Raw genomic sequence first — 19,317 nt, forward strand, 5'->3', positions numbered from 1 at the left:
CGTTAGGTGGGGTTCCGTCAATCCACCGGGCGTACCAGTGGGGGTTTCACCACGGTGCTGAATCGGTTCCGGTGGTGCAGACCACTGGCAGCGTTGTCAGTGCTGAGTGGCCAGGCTTGCTTCCCACCCCCGTGCGGCGGCTCCGACCACGTCGCAGTCGCCCGCTGCACACCTGCACTCGCGCCCGCCGAGGCCACTCCAGGGGCCTTGTCAAGCCGGATTCGGAGTTGTCCACAGCGGTGCCGCTTGTCCACAGAAAGCCTCGGCCTGCCTCGCTACCAGGGGTTTTGTCGCCGTCGGGCGATAGACTGGACGAGGGACGCCCCCTAGAGAGGGCGGGGGTTTGTCTGCCGGGAGGGAGTCGCCGTCGCACAGGCGAAACGCGCAAAGTCGTCGCGAAGCCCCAAGGCGAGAAGCTGTCCGGCGAGCAGGCAGCGCCCAACCACGCACCGGCAAGTCAGCGGCCGCGCAACCAGATGAACCCAAGGGACAAGCCCGTAAAGCCCCAGCGACCTCGGGCCTCCCCGCTCAGTGCCAGGCTTCCGGCCCCGTCCGCACCACCGCGTCCCGGTCCGCCGCCTCCTCGATCGCCAACGCGATCCGGTGGTCTTCGATCCCATCCGCCAGCGGGTACGGCGCAGGCCCCTCACTGCGGATCCAAGCCCCCGTGTCGGCCAGCAGGGTGGCGATCGCGATCTCCTCGTCGTTCCAGCGGCGGCCCTGGTACGGGTTCCGGTAGAGGACCTCGGAGCCGAACGTGAGGTGGTCGGTGTCGAAGCCGTCGAGGTCGAGGTCGTAGCCGGTCTGGCGGCGGATGATCGGGGTGTGGGTGATGGTGCGGTCACCGGTCAGCCGCAGGACGTCCTGGTCGGCCAGCTCACCGCGGGTGCCGCGGACGAGGAGGCGGCGGTGCAGGAGCTGGTTGTGCCACTGGTTGTCGGTGAAGTCGTAGACGCCGAGGCCCTCCGCGAAGACCACCGTGGCGAACGTCGTCACCGCGGGTTTGGTCTCGACTGTCTCGGCCCAACCCGCGCGGGACAGGGGGTCGGCCAGGAGCGCCGTCGTCCGCGTGGCCCGCACCTCCACCGGGCCGCGGCCGGCGCCGAGGAAGGTCCGCATCGAGGACACGGCGTGGTACTGGTGCGTGGAGGACACGTCGACGCGCGTGATGTCGCCGATGACGCCCGACCGGGCCAGCGCGATGCGGGCCGCGTGGGCAGGCATCCGGCTGTACTGCTCGGCGACCTGGACCAGACCGCTCTCGCCGACGTCGTGCCACAGCGCCCTGAGGCCGTCCAGATCGGGCGCGGGCGGCGTCTCCGCGAGCACCGGCACCCCGCGGCCCACGAGCTCCCGGATCAGGCCCGGCGTCACGTGCCACGGCACCGACGTCACCACGAAGTCGGGCTTGCGCCGGAGACACTCTTCGAGCGAGGTGAACACGGGCACCGGCAGCTCCTTGGGGCTGCGCGAGACCACACCGATGCAGTCGAGCTCGTCCGCGAGCCGCCAGAAGTACTCCGCGCGCCAGCCGGATCCCACGATCGCGTAACTCGTCACGTGATCAACCTATCGGCTCGCATGACCTTTCGGACCGATATTTTTGGCCGTGAATCGGGAATAACCGCTGTCCACAGCAGACGCCGGCCCCGTGTGATTCCCACGATGTGGTTTCTGTCGGTACCCGTCTATAGGGTCCCCATGATCGGTCACCAAGACCGTTCTCGAACCGAGGAGTGTGGGCACGTGCGCTGGACCCGGACCATCCGAGCGGGGGCGCTGCTGGCCGTGGCGGCGCTCGGCCTCACGGCGTGCGGTGGCGGCGGCAGTGACCAGCCGGCTGCGCAGAGCAAGGGCGGCGCGCCGATCGTGGTGGCGTCGTTCAACTTCACCGACAGCCAGATCCTCGCGGAGCTCTACGCGGGCGCGCTGGAGGCGAAGGGCTACCCGGTCACGCGCAAGCTGAACCTGGGTTCGCGCGAGCTGATCTACCCGTCGCTGAAGAAGGGCGAGCTGCAGTTCGTTCCGGAGTACCAGGGCGCGGCCATCGCGACGGGCTTCGGCAAAGACGCGGTGAAGGACGCGGCCGGTGAGCACAGCCAGCTGGCCGAGCTGTTCAAGCCCGAGGGCATCGGCCTGCTGAACTACGCGCCGGCCGAGGACAAGGACGTCTACATCGTGAAGGCCGACCTGGCGAAGTCCAAGGGGCTCTCCACGATCGGCGACCTGAAGAAGCTCGACAAGGTCGTGATGGCGGGCGGTCCGGAGTGCGAGACGCGGCTGCCGTGCTTCAAGGGCTTCCAGGACGTGTACAAGCTCACGAACGCGACGTTCAAGACCGTGCAGGAAATCGGCCCGCGGGTGCAGGAGCTCGACTCGGGTGGCGCGACCGTGATCCCGGTCGACTCGGTGAGCCCGGTCGCCGGTGACTCGAAGTACGTGGTGCTGAAGGACGACCTCGGCATCGAGCCGACGGAGAACGTCGTGCCGGCGGTGAGCCAGAAGGTGCTCGACGAGCGGGGCGCGGACTTCGCGGCGGCGGTCAACGCCGTCAGCGCGAAGCTGACCACCGACGAGCTGCGCGACCTCAACAGCCGCGTCGACTCCGACGGTGAGCCGGCCGCCGACGTGGCGAAGGACTGGCTGAAGCAGCAGGGCCTGGCCTGAGGTTTCGGTCTGGCGGGTCGGGTTGCGGTCGTTCCCTCCGCTCTGTGGCGCGGACGCCACGGGGTGGAGGGGCCCCAGCCGCTGCTGCGACCCGGGCGAGACCCTGGCGAACCCGCCCGAACGGCCCGACGGCCGCCACGAGGTACGGGCGCCGCGCCGAACGGTCGGCGGGGAAGCTGCCCAGCCGACTGCGGTGGCGCGGCGTTCGCAAGCCCAACAGCACGACCCCACCCACCCGACAACCCCGCAGCTGCGGCGAGGTGCGGTCCGGCCACCGAACCGGCCGCCCCATGGCGGCGAGGGCACCCGCTCGCAAGCCCACCGCCGGCAGCCCCGGCCGAGCTGCCCCGGCTGCCGCGCCACACGGCCGACCGGGAAGCCGGCCGACCGGGAAGCCGCTCGCCGAAGCTGTGAGCCGCTGCGGTGAGCCGGAGCCACAACACCCGTGACAACACTGCTTGAGGAGCCCAGCTCATGAGCGCGCGACCGTTGCACTTCAACGCCTTCATCTGGCCCAACGGCTACCACGAATCAGCGTGGCGGGTCGTCGACGACGACGTACGTGGCGTCCTCGGCCTGCCGTACTACGCGGACATCGCCCGCACGGCCGAGCGCGGTCTGCTGGACACGATCTTCCTCGCCGACAACATCGCCATCCCCGAGTACCGCGTAGCGCACTTGCCGCAGACGCAGTTCGATCCGATCTCCGTCCTCTCCGCGTTGGCGGCAGTCACCAATCACATCGGGCTGATCGGCACAGGGTCCACCACGTACAACAAGCCGTGGGAGCTGGCACGGCGGTTCGCGACGCTGGATCACCTCAGCGGGGGCCGGGCGGGGTGGAACATCGTCACCACCGTGACGTCGCTGGCGGCGGCCAACTTCGGCGAGGCCGCGCACCCCGATCACGCCGACCGGTACGCGCGGGCGCACGAGTTCGTCGACGTCGTCACGAGGGCGTGGGACAGCTGGGAGGACGGCGCCCTCGTGGGCGATCGGCCCGACGGCGTGTGGGCGGACCGCGCGAAGCTGCACGCGCCGCGGTTCCACGGGGAGTTCTACGACGTCGAGGGCATCCTGCCGTTCCCGCGGTCGCCGCAGGGGTGGCCGGTTCTCGTGCAGGCGGGGCAGTCGTCGGCGGGGATCGGGTTGGCGGCGCGGTTCGCGGAGCTGGTGTTCTCGGGGCCGCCGTCGTTGGAAGCGGCCGTGAAGTTCCGCACCGATCTGCACGCGCAGGCCGCGGCGGTCGGACGGGCGCCCGAGCAGGTGCTGGTGTTGCCGGCGTTGATGATCACGCTCGGCGACACGGAGGCTGCCGCACAGGAAAAGGCCCAACGGCTGGAGGCGCTGTCCAGCGAGGAGTTCCGGTGGCAGAACGTGCTCTACACCGCCGGACTCGATCCGGACGCGTTCGACCCGGACGCGCCGTTGCCCGCGGAGCTGCTCGACGCGCCGGCGGCGTCGAGCCGGGCGGCGCAGCTCGTCGAGGCGGCCCGCGCCGAGCCGACCGCGACGCTGCGAGAGCTGACCTCGGCCATGAAAAGCGGTGCGGGTCAGTTCCACTTCGTCGGCACGCCGGAGCAGCTGGCCGACCACATCCTCACCTGGCAGGACGCGGGCGCGGTCGACGGCTTCACGATCATGGGCTCCACCCTCCCCTACGAGCTGACCACCTTCGTCGACCACGTGGTGCCGCTGCTTCAGGCGAAGGGCCGCTTCCGCACGGAGTACACCGGGTCGACTCTGCGCGAGCACCTCGACCTGCCCCGGCCCGCAGGGCGGGGCTGACGCGGAGGTGAGTGGCCAAATCCGCTGGCGGCGCCTCGGTGGTGCCCGCGACCGCGAGAAACCGTAGTGGCGCAACAGAAGGCGCCGAACTCCGGTATGAAGGTTGCCCGCCGGACATCCACCCGGTGAACTCTTGTCGAGAGGTCTTCGGGTGGCCCGGCCCGGGCCGCAGAATCTGCTCGTGACCCAACGTTTCGCTGCGCGTCTGCGCACTGTGCTGTTCTGTCTGCTGGCCTTCGGGCTCCTGTCCCCCCTCGCCACCGCCGGCGCCACCGAGGCCGGGCACGGGCGGTCGCCGTACTCGCTGTTGCAGATGAACGTCTGCTCCAGCGGCTACGCCGGCTGCTACCCCGGCACCGAGTACCCGAAGATCGTCGACGAGGTCGTCGCCAAGATCAAGGCGAACAACGTCGACGCGGTCACCCTCAACGAGGCGTGCAGCGGCGACGTGGCCCAGGTCGCCGCGCGCACCCGCTATCACTACCGGTTCGCCACGGTGATCTACAACGGCGCCCCGCTGGCCTGCAAGACACCGGAAGGCCGTGGGTTCTTCGGCAACGCCGTGCTGACCAAGGACGCGATCCGCGCCTCCCAAGACGCCCCGTACTCCGTGTTCAGCGGCGTGGAGCAGCGCCGCTGGCTCTGCGTGACGACCGCGCGCGGAGTGGACGTCTGCACCAGCCACCTGTCGACCGACGGCGAAGCCCCCGGCACGACGAACTCCGTCCAGTGCACCGAGCTGACCACCGTGCTCGCCGCCCGGCACCGGCCGACCATCTTCGCCGGTGACGTCAACCGGCACGCTTCGTGCGCGCCTAAGGGCCAGTGGACGCTGACCGACGCGGCCGCCGCCAAGGACCCCGGCATCCAGCACTCCTACGGCACCCTCGCGGCGCCCCGTGCGGAGATCGAACCGACGACCTACACCGACCACGACGCTCTCGTGGTCCGCGCCGAGCTCCGGCACTGACCCGACGTCGGTCCGGGCGCCCGGGTATCGGGGCGCCCGGACCGGCGGCGACCGCGCCGGCTGTCACCCGCGCCGGTTGGCCAGGATCGACCGCACCAACGTCCCCGGCCGCGCCAACGTCGCCGGGTGCGTCAAGAGGTACGCGACCTCGTCGAAGCGCCGCGCGATCTCCGGCTCGAACACCGACGAGCGTTGCAGGGCGAAGAACGCGTGCGCCGGCACGGCCAGATCCGGCCCGGTACGCAGGTACTCCGAAAGGCACGAAGCGTGCAGGGCGGCGCAGGACATGCCCTGGCCGTAGATCGGGTTGAACGACGCGACGGCGTCACCGGTGGCCACGAGCCGCGCGGGGAAGCGGCGGAGGCGGTGGAAGTCGCGGCGGCGGCTGTCGGCGTGGCGGTAGGTGGTGATGCCGCCGAGCATCTCGTTGGCGGCGATGGCGCCGAACTCGCCGGGCAGCGCGGTGCGGCACAGGTGGACGAACTCCTCTGGCGTGCTGCCCGGGCGCTGGTCGAGGTAGCCCGACAGCGTGACCATCCACTGGTCGTCCTCGATCTGGCACAGGGCGGCGGCCGCGATGCCCGACGGGTCGCCCGGCGAGTGCATCGACACGCCCGCGCGAGCCTCGGGCTGCTCACCGGCGCGGCGCAGCACGGCGGTGGTGTAGTTCAGGTCGATCCGCATGCGGGTCATCGGCGGCTGCTCCCAGCCGGCCGTCCGCAGCCAGTCGCCGAGGCGGCTGGAGCGGCCCATGGCGTCGACGACGAAATCCGCCTCCATCCGGCCGCCCTCGTACTGGACGGCGGTGACCGCGGTGTCCGAGAACTCCAGCCCCGTCACGCGCGCGACGACCGACCGGACGTTCGGCAACGCCAGCATGTGCTCCCGGATCTGCGCTTCGAGGAACGGCCGGCTGCTGCTGAGCATGTCGGTGTCCGAGCCGACGATCTTGCGCACGCCGTCGGAATACGTGCTGCGCAACCGGGCCGGCGCGGGCCGTGCCCCCGCCGCCACGGCCTTCTCGGTGAAGCCGGGGAACCACGGTTCGAGCTGGCGCAGCCCGGCCGGCAGCAGCACGTGCGTCTGCGCCCCCTGCGGCGCCCCCGGTCGCGCGCCGGGCCCGGGGTCGTCGCGCTCCAGCACCACGACCTCCTCGGCGTGGTCCGCCAGCGCCCGCGCCGCGAGCAGCCCCGCGACGCTCCCGCCCAGCACCACGGCGGTCTTCACCACCACCGGCCCCGCCACCGGCGTGCGGGGATCACTCAGCCGCGCGAAAACCTCAACGGGCGACATCCTCGTTTCCTCCCCAGACCTCGAAAACCACGGACACAGACCGCGAACCGATCACCGAGCCGGAGCCGGGAACTGCTCGTGCCCCAGCACTCCGAGCAGCTGGATCTTCTCCGCCGCCTCCGTCCGCGGCGCCGCCGTGAGCACCAGCAGCGACTGCGACCAGTCCTCTGTGAACAACGCCTGGCAGTCCACCTCGATCGGACCCAGCTGCGGATGGATCAACGTCTTGTGGTCCTCGAACCGCCTCGCCACCTCGTGCCGTTCCCACAGCTCGGCGAACTCCGCGCTCTCCTGCCGCAACGCCCGCACGAGCTCGCCGGCGCGCGATTGCGGTCCCATCGACCCGTACGCCGCGCGCAGGCCCGCGACTTGGGCGCGGCTCTGGCGGGCGCGGTCGGCGGCCGGGTAGATGAGGCGTTCGCCGGGGTCGGTGAACCAGCGGTAGATGCCGCTGCGGGCGAGGCCGGTGTGGTGGGAGTGGTCGCCGTAGAGGGCGTCGGCGAAGCGGTTCTGCACGAGGACCTCGCCGAGGTTCGACAGGATCAGCGCGGGCGTGTCGTCGAGCCGGTCGAGGACCCGCAGCAACGCCGGCGCGACGTGGGTGGCGACGGCGACGGCCGAAGGCGCGTTGCGGCCGGAGATCTGGAACAGGTAGTCGCGCTCGCCGGCGTTCAGGCGCAGCGCGCGGGCCAGCGACGCGAGCATCTGCTCGCTCGGCTGCGGACCGCGCTGCTGTTCGAGCCGGGTGTAGTAGTCGGTGGACATGGCGGCCAGCGAGGCGACTTCCTCACGCCGCAGCCCGGGAGCGCGACGGCGCGCGCCCGCAGGCAGGCCGACGTCCTCGGGTTGCAGCTCCTCCCGGCGTCGGCGCAGGAACTCCGCCAGTGTCGAACGATCCATGACACTCAGTATCCGGCTCACGCCGGGCGCGAACCAGGGATCGCCGATCCCCCGATGAGCGGTCTCTGCACCTCAGCCTCGCCAAGCGCGAAAGTCGTGGCATGGACATCAGCGGAAACACCATTTTCATCCCCGGCTCGACCAGCGGCATCGGCCTGGCCCTCGCGCTCGAGCTGCAGGCGAAGGGCAACACCGTGATCATCGGCGGCCGCCGCACGGAGCTGCTGCGCGAGATCGCCGCCCAGCACCCCGGCCAAGGCACCGCGAAGATCGACACCGTGCAGATCGACACCACCGACCCCGCCAGCATCGACGCCGCCGCCAAGGAGGTGCTCGCGAACCATCCCGACCTCAACGTGCTGGTCACCATGTCCGGCATCATGCGCGTCGAGGACTGGCACCGGCCCGAGTCGTTCCTCGCATCGGCCGAATCGGTCGTGACCACCAACGTGCTCGGCCCGATCCGCCTCATCGCCGCCTTCGTGGAGCACCTGCAGACCCGCCCCGACGCGACGATCATGACCGTCTCCTCCGGCCTCGCCTTCACCCCGCTGAAGGTGACGCCGAGCTACAACGCGTCGAAAGCCGCCATCCACATGCTCAGCGAATCGCTGCGCCTGCAGCTGGCCGACACGTCGGTGAAGGTCCTGGAGCTCGAACCGCCGTCCGTGCAGACTGACCTGCTCCCCGGCCAGGCCGGCAACGACCACGCCCAGCCGCTCGACGAGTTCGTCAGCGAGGTCGTGAATCTCATCGAGACCCAGCCGGACGCCCGCGAGATCCAGGTCGAGCGCGTCAAGTTCCTCCGCTACGGCGAAGCCCGCGGCGACTACGACCAGGTCGTCGCCGCCGTCAACGCCTCCGACCCGCACGGCGACTGAGCCACGGCGAGCTCGGCCGGGAGCCCGAACAGGCCGAACAGCCGCGGCTCGAGGTGCGCCTCGAGCGCGGCGACCCGGTCGCCGGCGACATCGACGACCAGCACCGCGAAGGCCCGCAAACCGCCCTCGTCGTGGTAGATCGCGAAAGCGGGCGAGCCGTTCGCCTCGATCGGAACGAGCCTCGACGCACGGCAAGGGCTGTCCTCGCGCCGGAACCACAGCGAGATCTCGGTCCGGCCGGCGAGCCAGAGGCCGTAGGGCGGCATGGCGAGCGTGGCGTCCTCGTGGAGCAGCGCGGTGAGGGCGGGCACGTCGTAGCGTTCGAAGGCCTCGACGAACCGGGCGAGCAGCGCGCGCTGGGTGCCGGTGAGTCCGGCGGCCGGCGCCGGGCGCTCGGCGAGGCGCCCCCGTGCGCGGCGCAGCAGCCCGTTCGCGGCGGCCACGGTGATGCCGAGGAGCCCGGCTGTCTCGTCCGCGCTGAACTTCAGGACATCACGCAAGATCAGCGTCGCGCGCTGCGGTGCCGACAGCGTGTGCAGGGCGGCGACGAAGGCGAGGCGCACCGATTCGCGCCGCACCACCGTTTCCGCCGGGTCGGCGCCCGGTGACAGGAGCCAGCGATCGGGTGCGGGGCCGACCCACCTCGCCGGTTCCCCCACGCCGAGCGGCGAACTCGCGTCGCCGGCCGCGGTGACGTCGACGGGGTGCTCCCGGCGAGGCCTGCGCCGGAGTTGGTCGAGGCAGACGTTCGTGGCGATGCGGAACAGCCACACCCGCGGGGTGGCGGCGCCGGTGAAGCCGGCGCGCCCACGCCAGGCCCGCAGCATCGTCTCCTGCACGGCTTCGTCGGCGTCGACGGCCGAGCCGAGCATCCGGTAGCAGTAGCCCAGCAGCTCGGGCCGATGCCGAGCGTCGAGGTCGGTCCAGTCGTCAAGGGTGGTCGGCGTCACAACCCCGGCAACGCGCCGGAGGTCCGGTGGATTCCGCGGTCAGTTCGCGGGCAGCGCTTCGTCTACAGGGATCAAGAGGAAATTCGACGAAGGAGTCACCCCCATGATCCTCATCACCGGCGGCACCGGGCTCACCGGTTCGGCTGTCGTGCGCGAGTTCGTCCGGCGGGGTCACCCGGCGCGGGCCCTGGTCCGCGGCCCGCAGCCGGCGTTGCCCGGCATCTCCACGGTGCACGGCGACCTGCTGGCGCCGGACACGCTCGGCCCGGCTCTCGACGGCGTCGAGACGGTCGTCCTGATCTCCGGCGCGGACGGCCGGATGGCCGAAGCGCAGGCCAACCTGATCGACGCCGCCGTGCGGTGCGGTGTCCGGCGCGTGGTGAAGGTGTCCGGAATGGGCACGGACCCGGATTCGGGCTTCCGGTTCGCGCGGCTGCACGCACGGATCGAGGAGCACCTGCGCGCGTCCGGCATCGCCTGGACGATCCTGCGGCCGAGCCAGTTCATGCAGGTCTACCTGCGAGAAGTACCGACGATGCTCGCCGACGGCGAGCTCGCCCTGCCCCTCGGCGCCACCCGCCTGGCCCCGATCGACGTCGAGGACATCGCGAAGGTCGTCTACGCCGCGGCCACGTCCGACGGCCACGAATCGGCCGTCCACGAGATGACCGGACCGCAAGCGCTGACCATGTCGGAGGTGGCCGAAATCCTGACCGGCATCGTGGGACGGCCGATCCGCTACGTCGACCTCTCCCCCGAAGAGCACCACCGCCGCGTCGTCGCGGCCGGTATCCCGGCGCAGTTCGCGGACGACCTGGCCGCGCTCTTCCACCTTCGCCGCACGGGGAACCCGGAGTCCACTGTGGACACCACGGTGTTCTCGAAGCTCGGCCTCCGCCCGACGTCCTTCGCCGACTTCGCCGCCCGCGCGGCTCCGCTCTTCCGCGGTGAGGTGACGCCGGGGCGGTTGTGGGCCTCGGGCTGGCAGGCCGGCGCCGCCGCCCGCTGACGCGCCGGACCGGCCCGGACCGCTGCCGGCTCACGCCAGATGCGTCGGCTTCCCGGCCAGGATCGTCGCCGTGAGCGGCATGTCCCGCAGCTGCGCCGGGGACAGGTGTGCCGGGTCCACGGCCGTGACCATCAGATCGGCCACGTCCCCGACCTCGATCCCCCGGCGCCCGCCCGAAGCGGCGGCCAACGCGTCCGCCAGCGGGATCGCCTGTTCCGGATGCCACGCCGGCCGGTCGTCGTCCGTGCGGCCCACGGCGGCGGCGATCCCGTCCCACGGGTCCAGCGGCGCGACCGGCGCGTCGGAGCCGATTTCGAGGCGGGCGCCGGAATCCAGCAGGGCGCGGTAGGCGTAGGCGCGGTCCGTGCGGCCGTACCAGTGGCGGTCGGCGACGTCGCGGTCGTCGGGCTGGTGGGCGGGCTGCACGCTCGCCACGAGGTCCAGCCCGGCGAACCGCGGCACGTCGTCGGAAGACAACAGCTGCGCGTGCTCGATGCGGCCGGGGCAGCCGACGGCGGCGAACGCGTCGAGGGCGATGGTGTTGGCCTTGTCGCCGATGGCGTGGACCGCCGGCACCAGGCCGTTTTCCCAGGCCCGCCGCATCAGCGGCTCCAGCTCCGAAGGCGGAAGTTCAAGCAGGCCAGGGGAATCCGACTCCGGATAGGGGTCGTGGCAATACGCGGTACGGGTGTTGAGCGAACCGTCCACGAACAACTTGAACGGCCCCACGCTCAGCAACCCGCCGCCGGCCGGCAGCACGTCCCCGGTCCGGTGGCCGCGGGAAACAGCGACGTCCAGCAACGGCCGCGAAATCACACAGGACACCCGCGTCGCCGGTGCCACCGCGGTTACGCGGCGAGTCCAATCGGTGACCGTGTCCGCGTACTCGTAGTCCACGATCCCCGTCACACCACGGGAAGCCGCCGCACTGAGCGCGTCGGCAACCCAGCGGTCCTGCACGTCCGGCGCGGCCGACGGCAGCGCGGCCGTGGCGGTCATGCAGTCGTTTTCCAGCAGCACGCCCGTCGGGTGGTCGCGGCCGACCAGCTTGAGCGCGGCGGGACTGAGCCAGAGCGTGTGCAGATCCGCGCTGAACAACGCGACCGCGCGGCCCGGCAACGCGCGCTGCAGCAGGTCCTTGTGCGGCTTGTCGGGCCAGAGCCCGTCGCGGAAACCGGCACCGACGACGAGGTCGCCGGGCCGGTCGGACGTCTCCAACAACCGCCACAGCAGCAGTTCCACCGCTTCCGCCGCCGAACGCGCGTCCCCCAGCGGGATGCGCCGGCGGAAGGTGGCCCACTGCAGGGCGTGCACGTGGGCGTCGACGAGGCCCGGCAGGAGCGTGCCGCCGTGGCCGTCGAGCACACGCGCGGCGAAGCCCGAACCGCTGCCCGGCTCCTCGATGGCGGCCACGCGGCCGTCGTTCACACGCACGTCGGCGAGCCCGCCGCCCAGCCCGACCCGCACCCGGCGGAGGAGGAGATCGTCCATCCACCCAGCCTGCCAGCCCGGTACGGGGGAAGGGAATCACCGGCACGACAAGAACACCGCCACCCCGTCACTGCCCGAACGGGTGACGAATGTGCGATGCTGGGAATGCGGGGGTACTCCCCTGTTGTTCGAACAACTACAGGGCAGCCGTCGCCCGCCGCAGGGTCAGGGCCGGTCAGGGGCGCCGCCTTCACAAGCCGCGCAGGGTTCGACTCCCTCGGTTGCCACGAGCGAGTGGGCGGAGTGTGTCCGCTGGAAGCGCGGACCCCGCTCGCTCGTTGTATCTCCGGGGGTGCAACCCCCGGGCCCGCCCGGAGGGCTTCGCCCCCGGACCCCCACGGTGGTCGCCTTGGCGAGTCGTCTCACCAGGGACCCCGCGGTGGTCACCTTGGTGGGGCGTCTCCCCCGGACCCCCACGGTGGTCGCCTTGCTGAGTCGTCTCCCCGGGGCCCGGCGGTGGTCACCTTGGTGACGCGTCTCCCCCCGAAGTCCCGATGGTGGTCGTGTTGCGAGCCGTCTCCCCCGGGACGCTGAGGTGGTTGCTTCGCGGGGCGGCGGCCGCGGAGTCGTCGTGGTGGTGGTCTGGTCAGGCCCTTGGGTTAGGCCGTTCGTCTCACGCCGAATTGCGGCCGATAGGCTGACTGTCTGATTGATGCGGATGGTCCCGACCTGTGTACTGCTCCGATGACACAGCAGAAATCACGCTGGAGACGGCGGGCCGGGATCACCCTCCTCGCCACCGCCCTCGGCGTCGCCCCCGTCGGGGTGCCCGCTGCGCTCGCCGCGCAGCCCCCTTCCTCCCCCGGAAACCCCACCGCCACTGACGGCAAGACCCTCGACAACGGTGACCGCGCGCTCGTCGCCGAAGCCCAGCGGGCCGGCAAGCGCACCGTGACGCTGCTGGTCGCCGCCGAGCGCGGCCGCTCGAGCGCCGCCGTGAACGACCTCAAGGCCCTCGGCGGCGTGGTCGAGTCCACGGACGCGAAGCTCGACTACGTCAAGGTCTCCGTGCCCGTCGCGAACGCCGAGAAGGCCGCGAAGCTCAAGTCGGTGAACGCCGTGGACGTCGACGGTCTCATCCACCGCGACGACCCGAAGCCCGAAGGCGCGGCCAACCCGATCCCGCAGCCGGCTCCGGGCAAGAACACCCCGCGCGTGAACCCGTACCTGCCCACCGGCGACACCTACGCCGCGCAGTTCGGCCAGACCTTCGGCGGCTGGGACGGCAAGGGCACCACCGTCGCCGTGCTCGACTCCGGCGTCGACCTCGACAGCCCCGCGCTGGCCAAGACCAGCCACGGCGACCGCAAGATCGTCGACTGGTACGACGCCAACGCCACCAACTCCGGCGACGGCACGTGGGTGCAGCAGTCAACCCAGACCTACACCGGCACCTTCGCGTCGAACGGCCGCGACTGGACCGCGCCCGCCACCGGCGGCCCGTACAGCTTCGGCCTGTTCAAGGAGACCGCGGGCGATCTCGGCGGCGCCGGCAGCGAGACGGGCGGCGACCTCAACCGGGACAGCGACCGCGCCGACTCGTGGGGCGTGCTGCTCGACACCGCCACCAAGCAGGTGCGCGTGGACCTCGACGGCGACGGCGACTTCACCGACGAGAAGCCGATGTCGGACTACGCCAAGAACTTCGACGTCGGCTACTTCGGCACCGACAACCCGGCCACCGACCGCGCAGAGCGCATGGCGTTCGTGGTGCAGACCGACAAGCCGGGCTTCGTGAACATCGGCATCGCGGGCGCCGAGCACGGCACGCACGTGGCCGGCATCGCGACGGGCAACGACCTGTTCGGCGGCAAGATGGACGGTGCCGCCCCGGGTGCGAACGTGATGGCCGTGAAGGTGTGTCTCACCACGGACTCGTGCACCTCCAGCGGTCTGCTCGACGGCGTGGTCTACGCCGCGAGCCACGGCGCCGACGTCATCAACATCTCCATCGGCGGCCTGCCCGCGCTCAACGACGGCAACAACGCGCGAGCCGAGCTCTACAACCGCACGATCGCCGAGTACAACGTGCAGATCTTCATCTCCGCGGGCAACTCCGGCGCCGGCGCGAACTCGGTCGGCGACCCGTCGGTGGCCACGGACGCGATCAGCGTCGGCTCGTACATCACGCGCGAGACGTGGCTGTCGAACTACGGCTCGAAGGTGTCGAAGGCCGAGGCGCTGCACCCGTTCTCCTCGCGCGGTCCGCGCGAAGACGGTGGATTCAAGCCGGACATCATCGCGCCCGGCGCGGCGATCTCCACCGTGCCGCGGTGGGAGGCGCCGGGTCCGGTCGCGGGCACGTACCAGCTGCCCGCCGGGTACGCGATGCTTCAGGGCACGTCGATGGCGTCACCGCAGGCGACAGGCGCGGCGGCTCTGCTGGTGAGCGCGTACAAGGCAACGCACCACGGCCAGCGTCCGCCGGTCGCGGCGCTGCGCTCGGCGATCAAGTCCACGGCGCGTTTCGTGCCGGGCATCGGCGCGTACGAGCAGGGCGCCGGGCTGTTCAACGTGCCCGCCGCGTGGGTCGCGCTGTCACTGAACCCGAAGCCGGACACGGTGACCACCGCGGTCGACGTGCACACGGTTCAGGCCAACCTGCTGAAACCCACCCCGGGCGTCGGCGTCGGCATCCACGACCGCGAGGGCGTGACCGTCGGGAAGTCCTACACGCGCACGTACACGCTCACGCGCACGTCCGGTTCTTCTCGTCCGGTGGTGTATTTCGCACGCTGGGTGGGTAACGACGGAACATTCTCCTCGGGTTCCCTGGTGTCCTTGCCCCTGAACAAGCCCGTTTCCTTCCAGGTGAAGGTGAACCCCAAACAGGCCGGTGCGCATTCGGCGCTGCTGTACCTGGACAACCCGCTGACGATCGGCGTCGACGTGCAGACCATGAACACGGTCTTCGCGCCGGCGGAGTTCGCCTCGTCGGGCACCTTCACCGCGTCGGGCACGATCGCGCGCAACCAGTCGGTGAGCTACTTCCTGCGCGTGCCGCAGGGTGCGAGCTCGCTCCAGGTGGACCTGACCGGTGGCGGTGACCCCGGCAAGGGCCAGGTGCGCTTCCTGCGCTACGACCCGACCGGCGTTCCCGTCGACAGCAACACCTCCACCAACTGCTACAACCCCGACGCGGGCGCGGGCTGCGTCGGCGGCACGCCGACCAGCCGCACGCTGACCAACCCGCTGCCGGGCGTCTGGGAGATCACGGTGGAGGCGCGGCGGACGTCCGATGTGGACACCGCGCCGTACAAGCTGACGGTTTCCGCGCTGGGCACCGCGATCACGCCGAACCCGGACGACATCGCGTCGGCTCCGCTGGGTACCGGGGTGGATCGCACGTACACGGTGAAGAACTCGCTCAAGGCGTTCACCGGGCACGTGGTGGGCAGCACGTTCGGCAGCGCGAAGATCACGCGGCCGACGATCGCGCAGGACCAGTCGGCGCAGACGCCGCTGACCGTGCTGCCGGGTTCGACCTCGCTGACGGTGACGATCGGCAACACCGCCGACACCGCCGCCGACCTGGACCTGTCGGTGTACAACTGCAGCAGCGGTTCGTGCGTCCTCGCGGGCCAGAGCGCCGACGGTGACTCCGAGGAGTCGGTGACGATCCAGAACCCGGCGGCGGGCGGGTGGGTCGCGGTCGTCGACGGGTACTCAGTGCCCACCGGGACCACGGCGTACGACTACCTGGACGTGTTCGTGAACCCGTCGTTCGGCGGCGTCACGGTGACCGACCCGGTCGCCGCGCACGCCTCGGGCACCACGTGGACCGTGCCGGGTGTCGTGACGGCCTCGGCCGCCCCGGACGCGGGCCGCGTGCTGCGCGGTCAGCTCTCGGTGGTCGACGACGCGGGCGCGACCGTGGGCAGCGGCATCGTGCTGGTGCGTTCGGTGAGCTAGGTGTTCTCCGGGGAGCGCGGCACCGCGCTCCCCGGAAGCACGCCCTGCGCCGCCTTCTCCCCGCTGCGGCCACCCCCGGCGCCGCGCAGGATGTAGGCGATCCCCACCGCGATGAGGCCCCCGGCGATCGGGCCGGCCAGGTAAGCCCACCACGACGTCCAGTCGCCGAGCACCAGCGCGGGCCCGAGCGAGCGCGCCGGGTTCATCGACGCGCCGCTCACCGGTGCTCCCCACAACCCGGCCAGCGCGATGTAGCTGCCCACCGCGATCGCGGCCAGCGGCCCGACCTGCTGGGCTCCTGAGGAGCTGCCCAGGATCACGCTCACGAGCCCCACGGTGAGCACGAGTTCCCACAGCATCGCCGTGACCGTGCTGATCCCGCTGCCGGGCAGGGTCAGGCCCGCGCTGCCCTGCTTGCCGAGCAACGCCCACAACAGGAGCGTGGCCAGCGCCGCGCCGACGAACTGGGCCACGATGTAGGCCGGAACCCGTTTCCACGGGAAGTCGCCTCGCGCCGCGAACGCGAGACTCACGGCCGGATTGAGGTGGGCGCCGGACACTGTGCCCATGAACAGGATGATGGCGGCGACCATCAACGCCGGCGCCACGACCCGCGCACCAGCCGGCACCGCGTCACCGCCGAACCGCGCGTTCACCACACCGCCGCCGACCGCGACCAGCACCAGGAAGAAGGTGCCGAGCACCTCGGAGAACAGCCGACGCCCCTCGTACCGGTCGTTCCAGAAGTCGAACTCGCTGACAACCGAGTTCGGCTGTCCCATGGAGCGCAAGGCGACGTCGGCGTGCCGTGCGACTTGCTGCCGGTCGGGCTGTGACCGCAGTGTTCGATCGCTCGGAGTCATGACGCACCTCCCGCTCGCACCGGTCACTGGCTCCGCCATCGTTGGCGACGGTGCCGCACGGTCACCTCACCCGGATCAGGTGGCTTCGGCGCGCGTGAGGTAGGGGCCGGGGTCGGCGAGGACGTGGTGGATCGTGCGGCCGGCCGCACCCAGGGTGGCGGCGTCGCCGCCCACAGTGGACGGTGCCAGCGTCGGGACGGAGCCGCGAAGGTGGCCCAGGCGGGTGGCCAGCACGGCTTCCGCGGCGGGGGCCAGCCACGGGAAGAGCGGGGCGAAGACGCCGCCGAGCACCACGTGGTCGAGGTCGAGCAGGTTGACCGCGGAGGACAACGCGAGGCCGAGCGCTTCGCCCGCCGCGGTGGTGGCCTTGGTGGCGGTCGGGTCGTTGGCGTCGAGATTGCGCAGGAGCTCGCGGACACCGGCGACGCCCGCGGCTTCGAGCAGAGCCTCTTGTCCCGCATAGGTTTCCAGGCAGCCGGACGCGCCGCAGCGGCAACGCGGGCCCGCCGGGGAGACGACGACGTGGCCGAGCTCGCCGGCGAGACCGTGGGTGCCGGGGAACAGCGCCGAGTCCACGACCAGGCCCGCGCCGATGCCGACCTCGCCGGAGACGAACAGGAAGTCGGACGGGCCGGCGCCGAACCAGAGCTCGCCCAGGGCGCCGAGGTTGGCCTCGTTGTCGAGGGTGACGGGCACGGGCAGGTGCAGCATGTCGGCGGCGCGGACGTCGCTCCAGCCGAGGTTGGGGGCGCTGAACAGCACGCCGTCGCCGACCGGGCCGGACACGGCGAGGACGGCGCCGGCGACGGTCAGGTCTCCGGCCGCGGCGAGGGCCTTTTCGGCGAGGTTTTGCAGCTCCCCCAGCACTTCCTCGGGGCGCGAACCGCGGTTGTCGCGCTCGCGGCGTTCGGTGAAGCGCACAGTGCGGGCGAGGTCGAGCAGGCAGACGGCGAGGTAGTCGACGTTGATCTCCAGCCCGAGCGACGCCACGCGCGCGCCGGACAGCACGACCTCGACGCCGGGGCGGCCGCGCTCGCCCGCGCGGGCCGGGCCGGTCTCGGCGAGGAAACCGGCGTCGAGCAGGTCGCCGACGAGCTTCGACACGGTGGACTTGGTGAGGCCGGTGAGCTCCGCGAGCGCCGCGCGGGTGAGCGGGCCGTGCCCGGCGACCTCGCCGAGCACGAGCTCGAGGTTGCGCGCGCGCATCGAGTCGTGCCGCACCGCCTGCGTCATCCCCGTGGCCTCCTCCCGGAACTGTACCGAGGCCCCCCGTGAAGCGGTGGCCCTTGACGGGCGGGCCCCTGGAGCGCATATTTAGTCTACAACGTGAACTAAATGGTACTTGATTGAAGGGGACCGTCATGACCGACTTCGCGCCCACTCCGGACGACAAGTTCTCGTTCGGCCTGTGGACCGTGGGCTGGCAGGCCGCCGACCCGTTCGGCGTGGCGACGCGGCCGGCGCTGGACCCGGTGGAGAGCGTGCACCGCCTGGCCGAGCTGGGCGCGTACGGCGTGTCCTTCCACGACGACGACCTGCTCGCCACCGAGCCCGACCGCGACGCGGCCATCAAGAAGTTCAAGGCGGCGCTGGAGGCCACGGGCCTGAAGGTGCCGATGGCGACCACCAACCTGTTCACGCACCCCGTGTTCAAGGACGGCGGCCTGACCAGCAACGACCGCGACATCCGCCGGTACGCGCTGACGAAGGTGCGCCGCAACCTCGACCTGGCCGCCGAGCTGGGCGCCTCCACGTACGTGCTGTGGGGCGGCCGTGAGGGCGCCGAGTCCGACGCGGCGAAGGACGTGCGCGCCGCGCTGGACCGCTACAAGGAAGGCCTCGACCTCCTGGCCGACTACGCCGTGTCCCAGGGCTACGCCATCCGGTTCGCCCTGGAGCCCAAGCCCAACGAACCCCGCGGCGACATCCTCCTGCCCACGATCGGGCACGCGCTCGGCCTCATCTCGCAGCTGGAGCGTCCCGAGCTGTTCGGCCTCAACCCCGAGGTCGGCCACGAGCAGATGGCCGGCCTGAACTTCGTGCACGGCATCGCGCAGGCCCTGTGGCAGGGCAAGCTCTTCCACATCGACCTCAACGGCCAGCACGGTCCCAAGTACGACCAGGACCTCATCTTCGGCCACGGCGACCTGACTTCGGCGTTCTTCCTGGTGGACCTGCTGGAGACCGCCGGCTACGACGGCCCGCGGCACTTCGACTACAAGCCGCTGCGCACCGAGGACGCTTCGGACGTCTGGGATTCGGCCGCCGCGAACATGCGGATGTACTTGATCCTGAAGGAAAAGGCCGCCGCGTTCCGGGCGGACCCCGAGGTGGCCGCGGCGCTGTCGGCTTCGCGCGTCGACGAGCTGTCAGTCCCGACGGTCGCCCTCGGCGAGACACTGGACGACCTGGCCGCGGACTCGTTCGACGTCGAGACGGCGGGTAAACGGGGTTACCACTTCACCCGGCTGAACCAGCTGGCATTGGAGCACCTGCTCGGCACCCGGTGACGGATTTCCCCGGTGGCGGGGTAGGCCGTTTGCTGGTCGCGAGGTGGTCGAGACGACTATCTTGTGTTCTCGCCAGCGCGGTC

At 71.2% G+C, this 19,317-nt stretch carries 14 protein-coding genes; 7 read left to right on the forward strand and 7 right to left on the reverse strand.

Going from position 1 to position 19,317, the window contains the following annotated elements; translation table 11 throughout:
* Positions 1 to 528 precede the first annotated feature (528 nt).
* Positions 529 to 1,560, reverse strand: coding sequence for a hypothetical protein (locus tag AB0H62_RS09375; protein WP_360585176.1), 1,032 nt, complete (start codon positions 1,558 to 1,560; stop codon positions 529 to 531).
* Between the two features lie 186 nt (positions 1,561 to 1,746).
* Here AB0H62_RS09375 and AB0H62_RS09380 point away from each other — a divergent pair, with 186 nt between their 5' ends.
* The 3 genes from AB0H62_RS09380 (at position 1,747) to AB0H62_RS09390 (ending at position 5,425) form a co-directional block, all read left to right on the forward strand.
* Positions 1,747 to 2,667 carry an ABC transporter substrate-binding protein gene (locus AB0H62_RS09380; RefSeq protein ID WP_255638290.1) on the forward strand — a complete coding sequence of 307 codons (921 nt, stop codon included), beginning with the start codon at positions 1,747 to 1,749 and terminating at the stop codon, positions 2,665 to 2,667.
* Positions 2,668 to 3,141: 474 nt separating this feature from the next.
* Entirely contained in the window at positions 3,142 to 4,455 is a 1,314-nt protein-coding gene (locus AB0H62_RS09385) for an LLM class flavin-dependent oxidoreductase (RefSeq protein ID WP_360585178.1), read from the forward strand.
* Positions 4,456 to 4,636: 181 nt separating this feature from the next.
* Complete coding sequence (locus AB0H62_RS09390) at positions 4,637 to 5,425, forward strand: endonuclease/exonuclease/phosphatase family protein (protein WP_360585180.1); 789 nt, start codon at positions 4,637 to 4,639, stop codon at positions 5,423 to 5,425.
* 63 nt (positions 5,426 to 5,488) lie between these two features.
* Here the strand turns inward: AB0H62_RS09390 and AB0H62_RS09395 are convergent, their stop codons facing one another.
* Complete coding sequence (locus tag AB0H62_RS09395; protein WP_360585182.1) at positions 5,489 to 6,718, reverse strand: FAD-dependent monooxygenase; 1,230 nt, start codon at positions 6,716 to 6,718, stop codon at positions 5,489 to 5,491.
* Between the two features lie 51 nt (positions 6,719 to 6,769).
* Positions 6,770 to 7,618, reverse strand: coding sequence for a helix-turn-helix transcriptional regulator (locus tag AB0H62_RS09400; RefSeq protein ID WP_220242938.1), 849 nt, complete (start codon positions 7,616 to 7,618; stop codon positions 6,770 to 6,772).
* 101 nt (positions 7,619 to 7,719) lie between these two features.
* On the opposite strand from AB0H62_RS09400, the gene AB0H62_RS09405 reads away from it, so the two are divergent.
* Positions 7,720 to 8,499 carry an SDR family NAD(P)-dependent oxidoreductase gene (locus tag AB0H62_RS09405; RefSeq protein WP_360585184.1) on the forward strand — a complete coding sequence of 260 codons (780 nt, stop codon included), beginning with the start codon at positions 7,720 to 7,722 and terminating at the stop codon, positions 8,497 to 8,499.
* Here AB0H62_RS09405 and AB0H62_RS09410 read toward each other — a convergent pair.
* Complete coding sequence (locus AB0H62_RS09410) at positions 8,448 to 9,449, reverse strand: RNA polymerase subunit sigma-70 (protein WP_360585186.1); 1,002 nt, start codon at positions 9,447 to 9,449, stop codon at positions 8,448 to 8,450. The genes AB0H62_RS09405 and AB0H62_RS09410 overlap by 52 nt on opposite strands.
* Positions 9,450 to 9,552: 103 nt before the next feature.
* Here AB0H62_RS09410 and AB0H62_RS09415 point away from each other — a divergent pair, with 103 nt between their 5' ends.
* On the forward strand, positions 9,553 to 10,458 hold the full coding sequence (locus AB0H62_RS09415) for an SDR family oxidoreductase (RefSeq protein WP_360585188.1): 906 nt from the start codon (positions 9,553 to 9,555) through the stop codon (positions 10,456 to 10,458).
* A gap of 30 nt (positions 10,459 to 10,488) precedes the next feature.
* On the opposite strand, the gene AB0H62_RS09420 is transcribed toward AB0H62_RS09415, so the two are convergent.
* A complete protein-coding gene (locus AB0H62_RS09420) occupies positions 10,489 to 11,949 on the reverse strand; it encodes an amidohydrolase (RefSeq protein WP_360585190.1) in 1,461 nt (486 codons plus the stop codon).
* 684 nt (positions 11,950 to 12,633) lie between these two features.
* Between AB0H62_RS09420 and AB0H62_RS09425 the strand changes: the two genes are divergently transcribed.
* Positions 12,634 to 15,861 carry a S8 family serine peptidase gene (locus AB0H62_RS09425; protein WP_360585192.1) on the forward strand — a complete coding sequence of 1,076 codons (3,228 nt, stop codon included), beginning with the start codon at positions 12,634 to 12,636 and terminating at the stop codon, positions 15,859 to 15,861.
* On the opposite strand, the gene AB0H62_RS09430 is transcribed toward AB0H62_RS09425, so the two are convergent.
* Positions 15,858 to 16,724: an MIP/aquaporin family protein gene (locus AB0H62_RS09430; RefSeq protein ID WP_220242944.1), complete on the reverse strand. Its 867-nt coding sequence runs from the start codon at positions 16,722 to 16,724 to the stop codon at positions 15,858 to 15,860. The genes AB0H62_RS09425 and AB0H62_RS09430 overlap by 4 nt on opposite strands.
* Positions 16,725 to 16,799: 75 nt before the next feature.
* Complete coding sequence (locus tag AB0H62_RS09435) at positions 16,800 to 17,957, reverse strand: ROK family transcriptional regulator (RefSeq protein ID WP_360585194.1); 1,158 nt, start codon at positions 17,955 to 17,957, stop codon at positions 16,800 to 16,802.
* Between the two features lie 128 nt (positions 17,958 to 18,085).
* Here AB0H62_RS09435 and xylA point away from each other — a divergent pair, with 128 nt between their 5' ends.
* On the forward strand, positions 18,086 to 19,234 hold the full coding sequence (xylA, locus tag AB0H62_RS09440) for a xylose isomerase (RefSeq protein ID WP_360585196.1): 1,149 nt from the start codon (positions 18,086 to 18,088) through the stop codon (positions 19,232 to 19,234).
* The last annotated feature ends 83 nt before the right edge of the window (positions 19,235 to 19,317 follow it).

Origin of the sequence: Amycolatopsis sp. NPDC050768, assembly GCF_040654155.1 — a bacterium.
In the GTDB taxonomy this organism is placed as follows: Bacteria; Actinomycetota; Actinomycetes; order Mycobacteriales; family Pseudonocardiaceae; genus Amycolatopsis.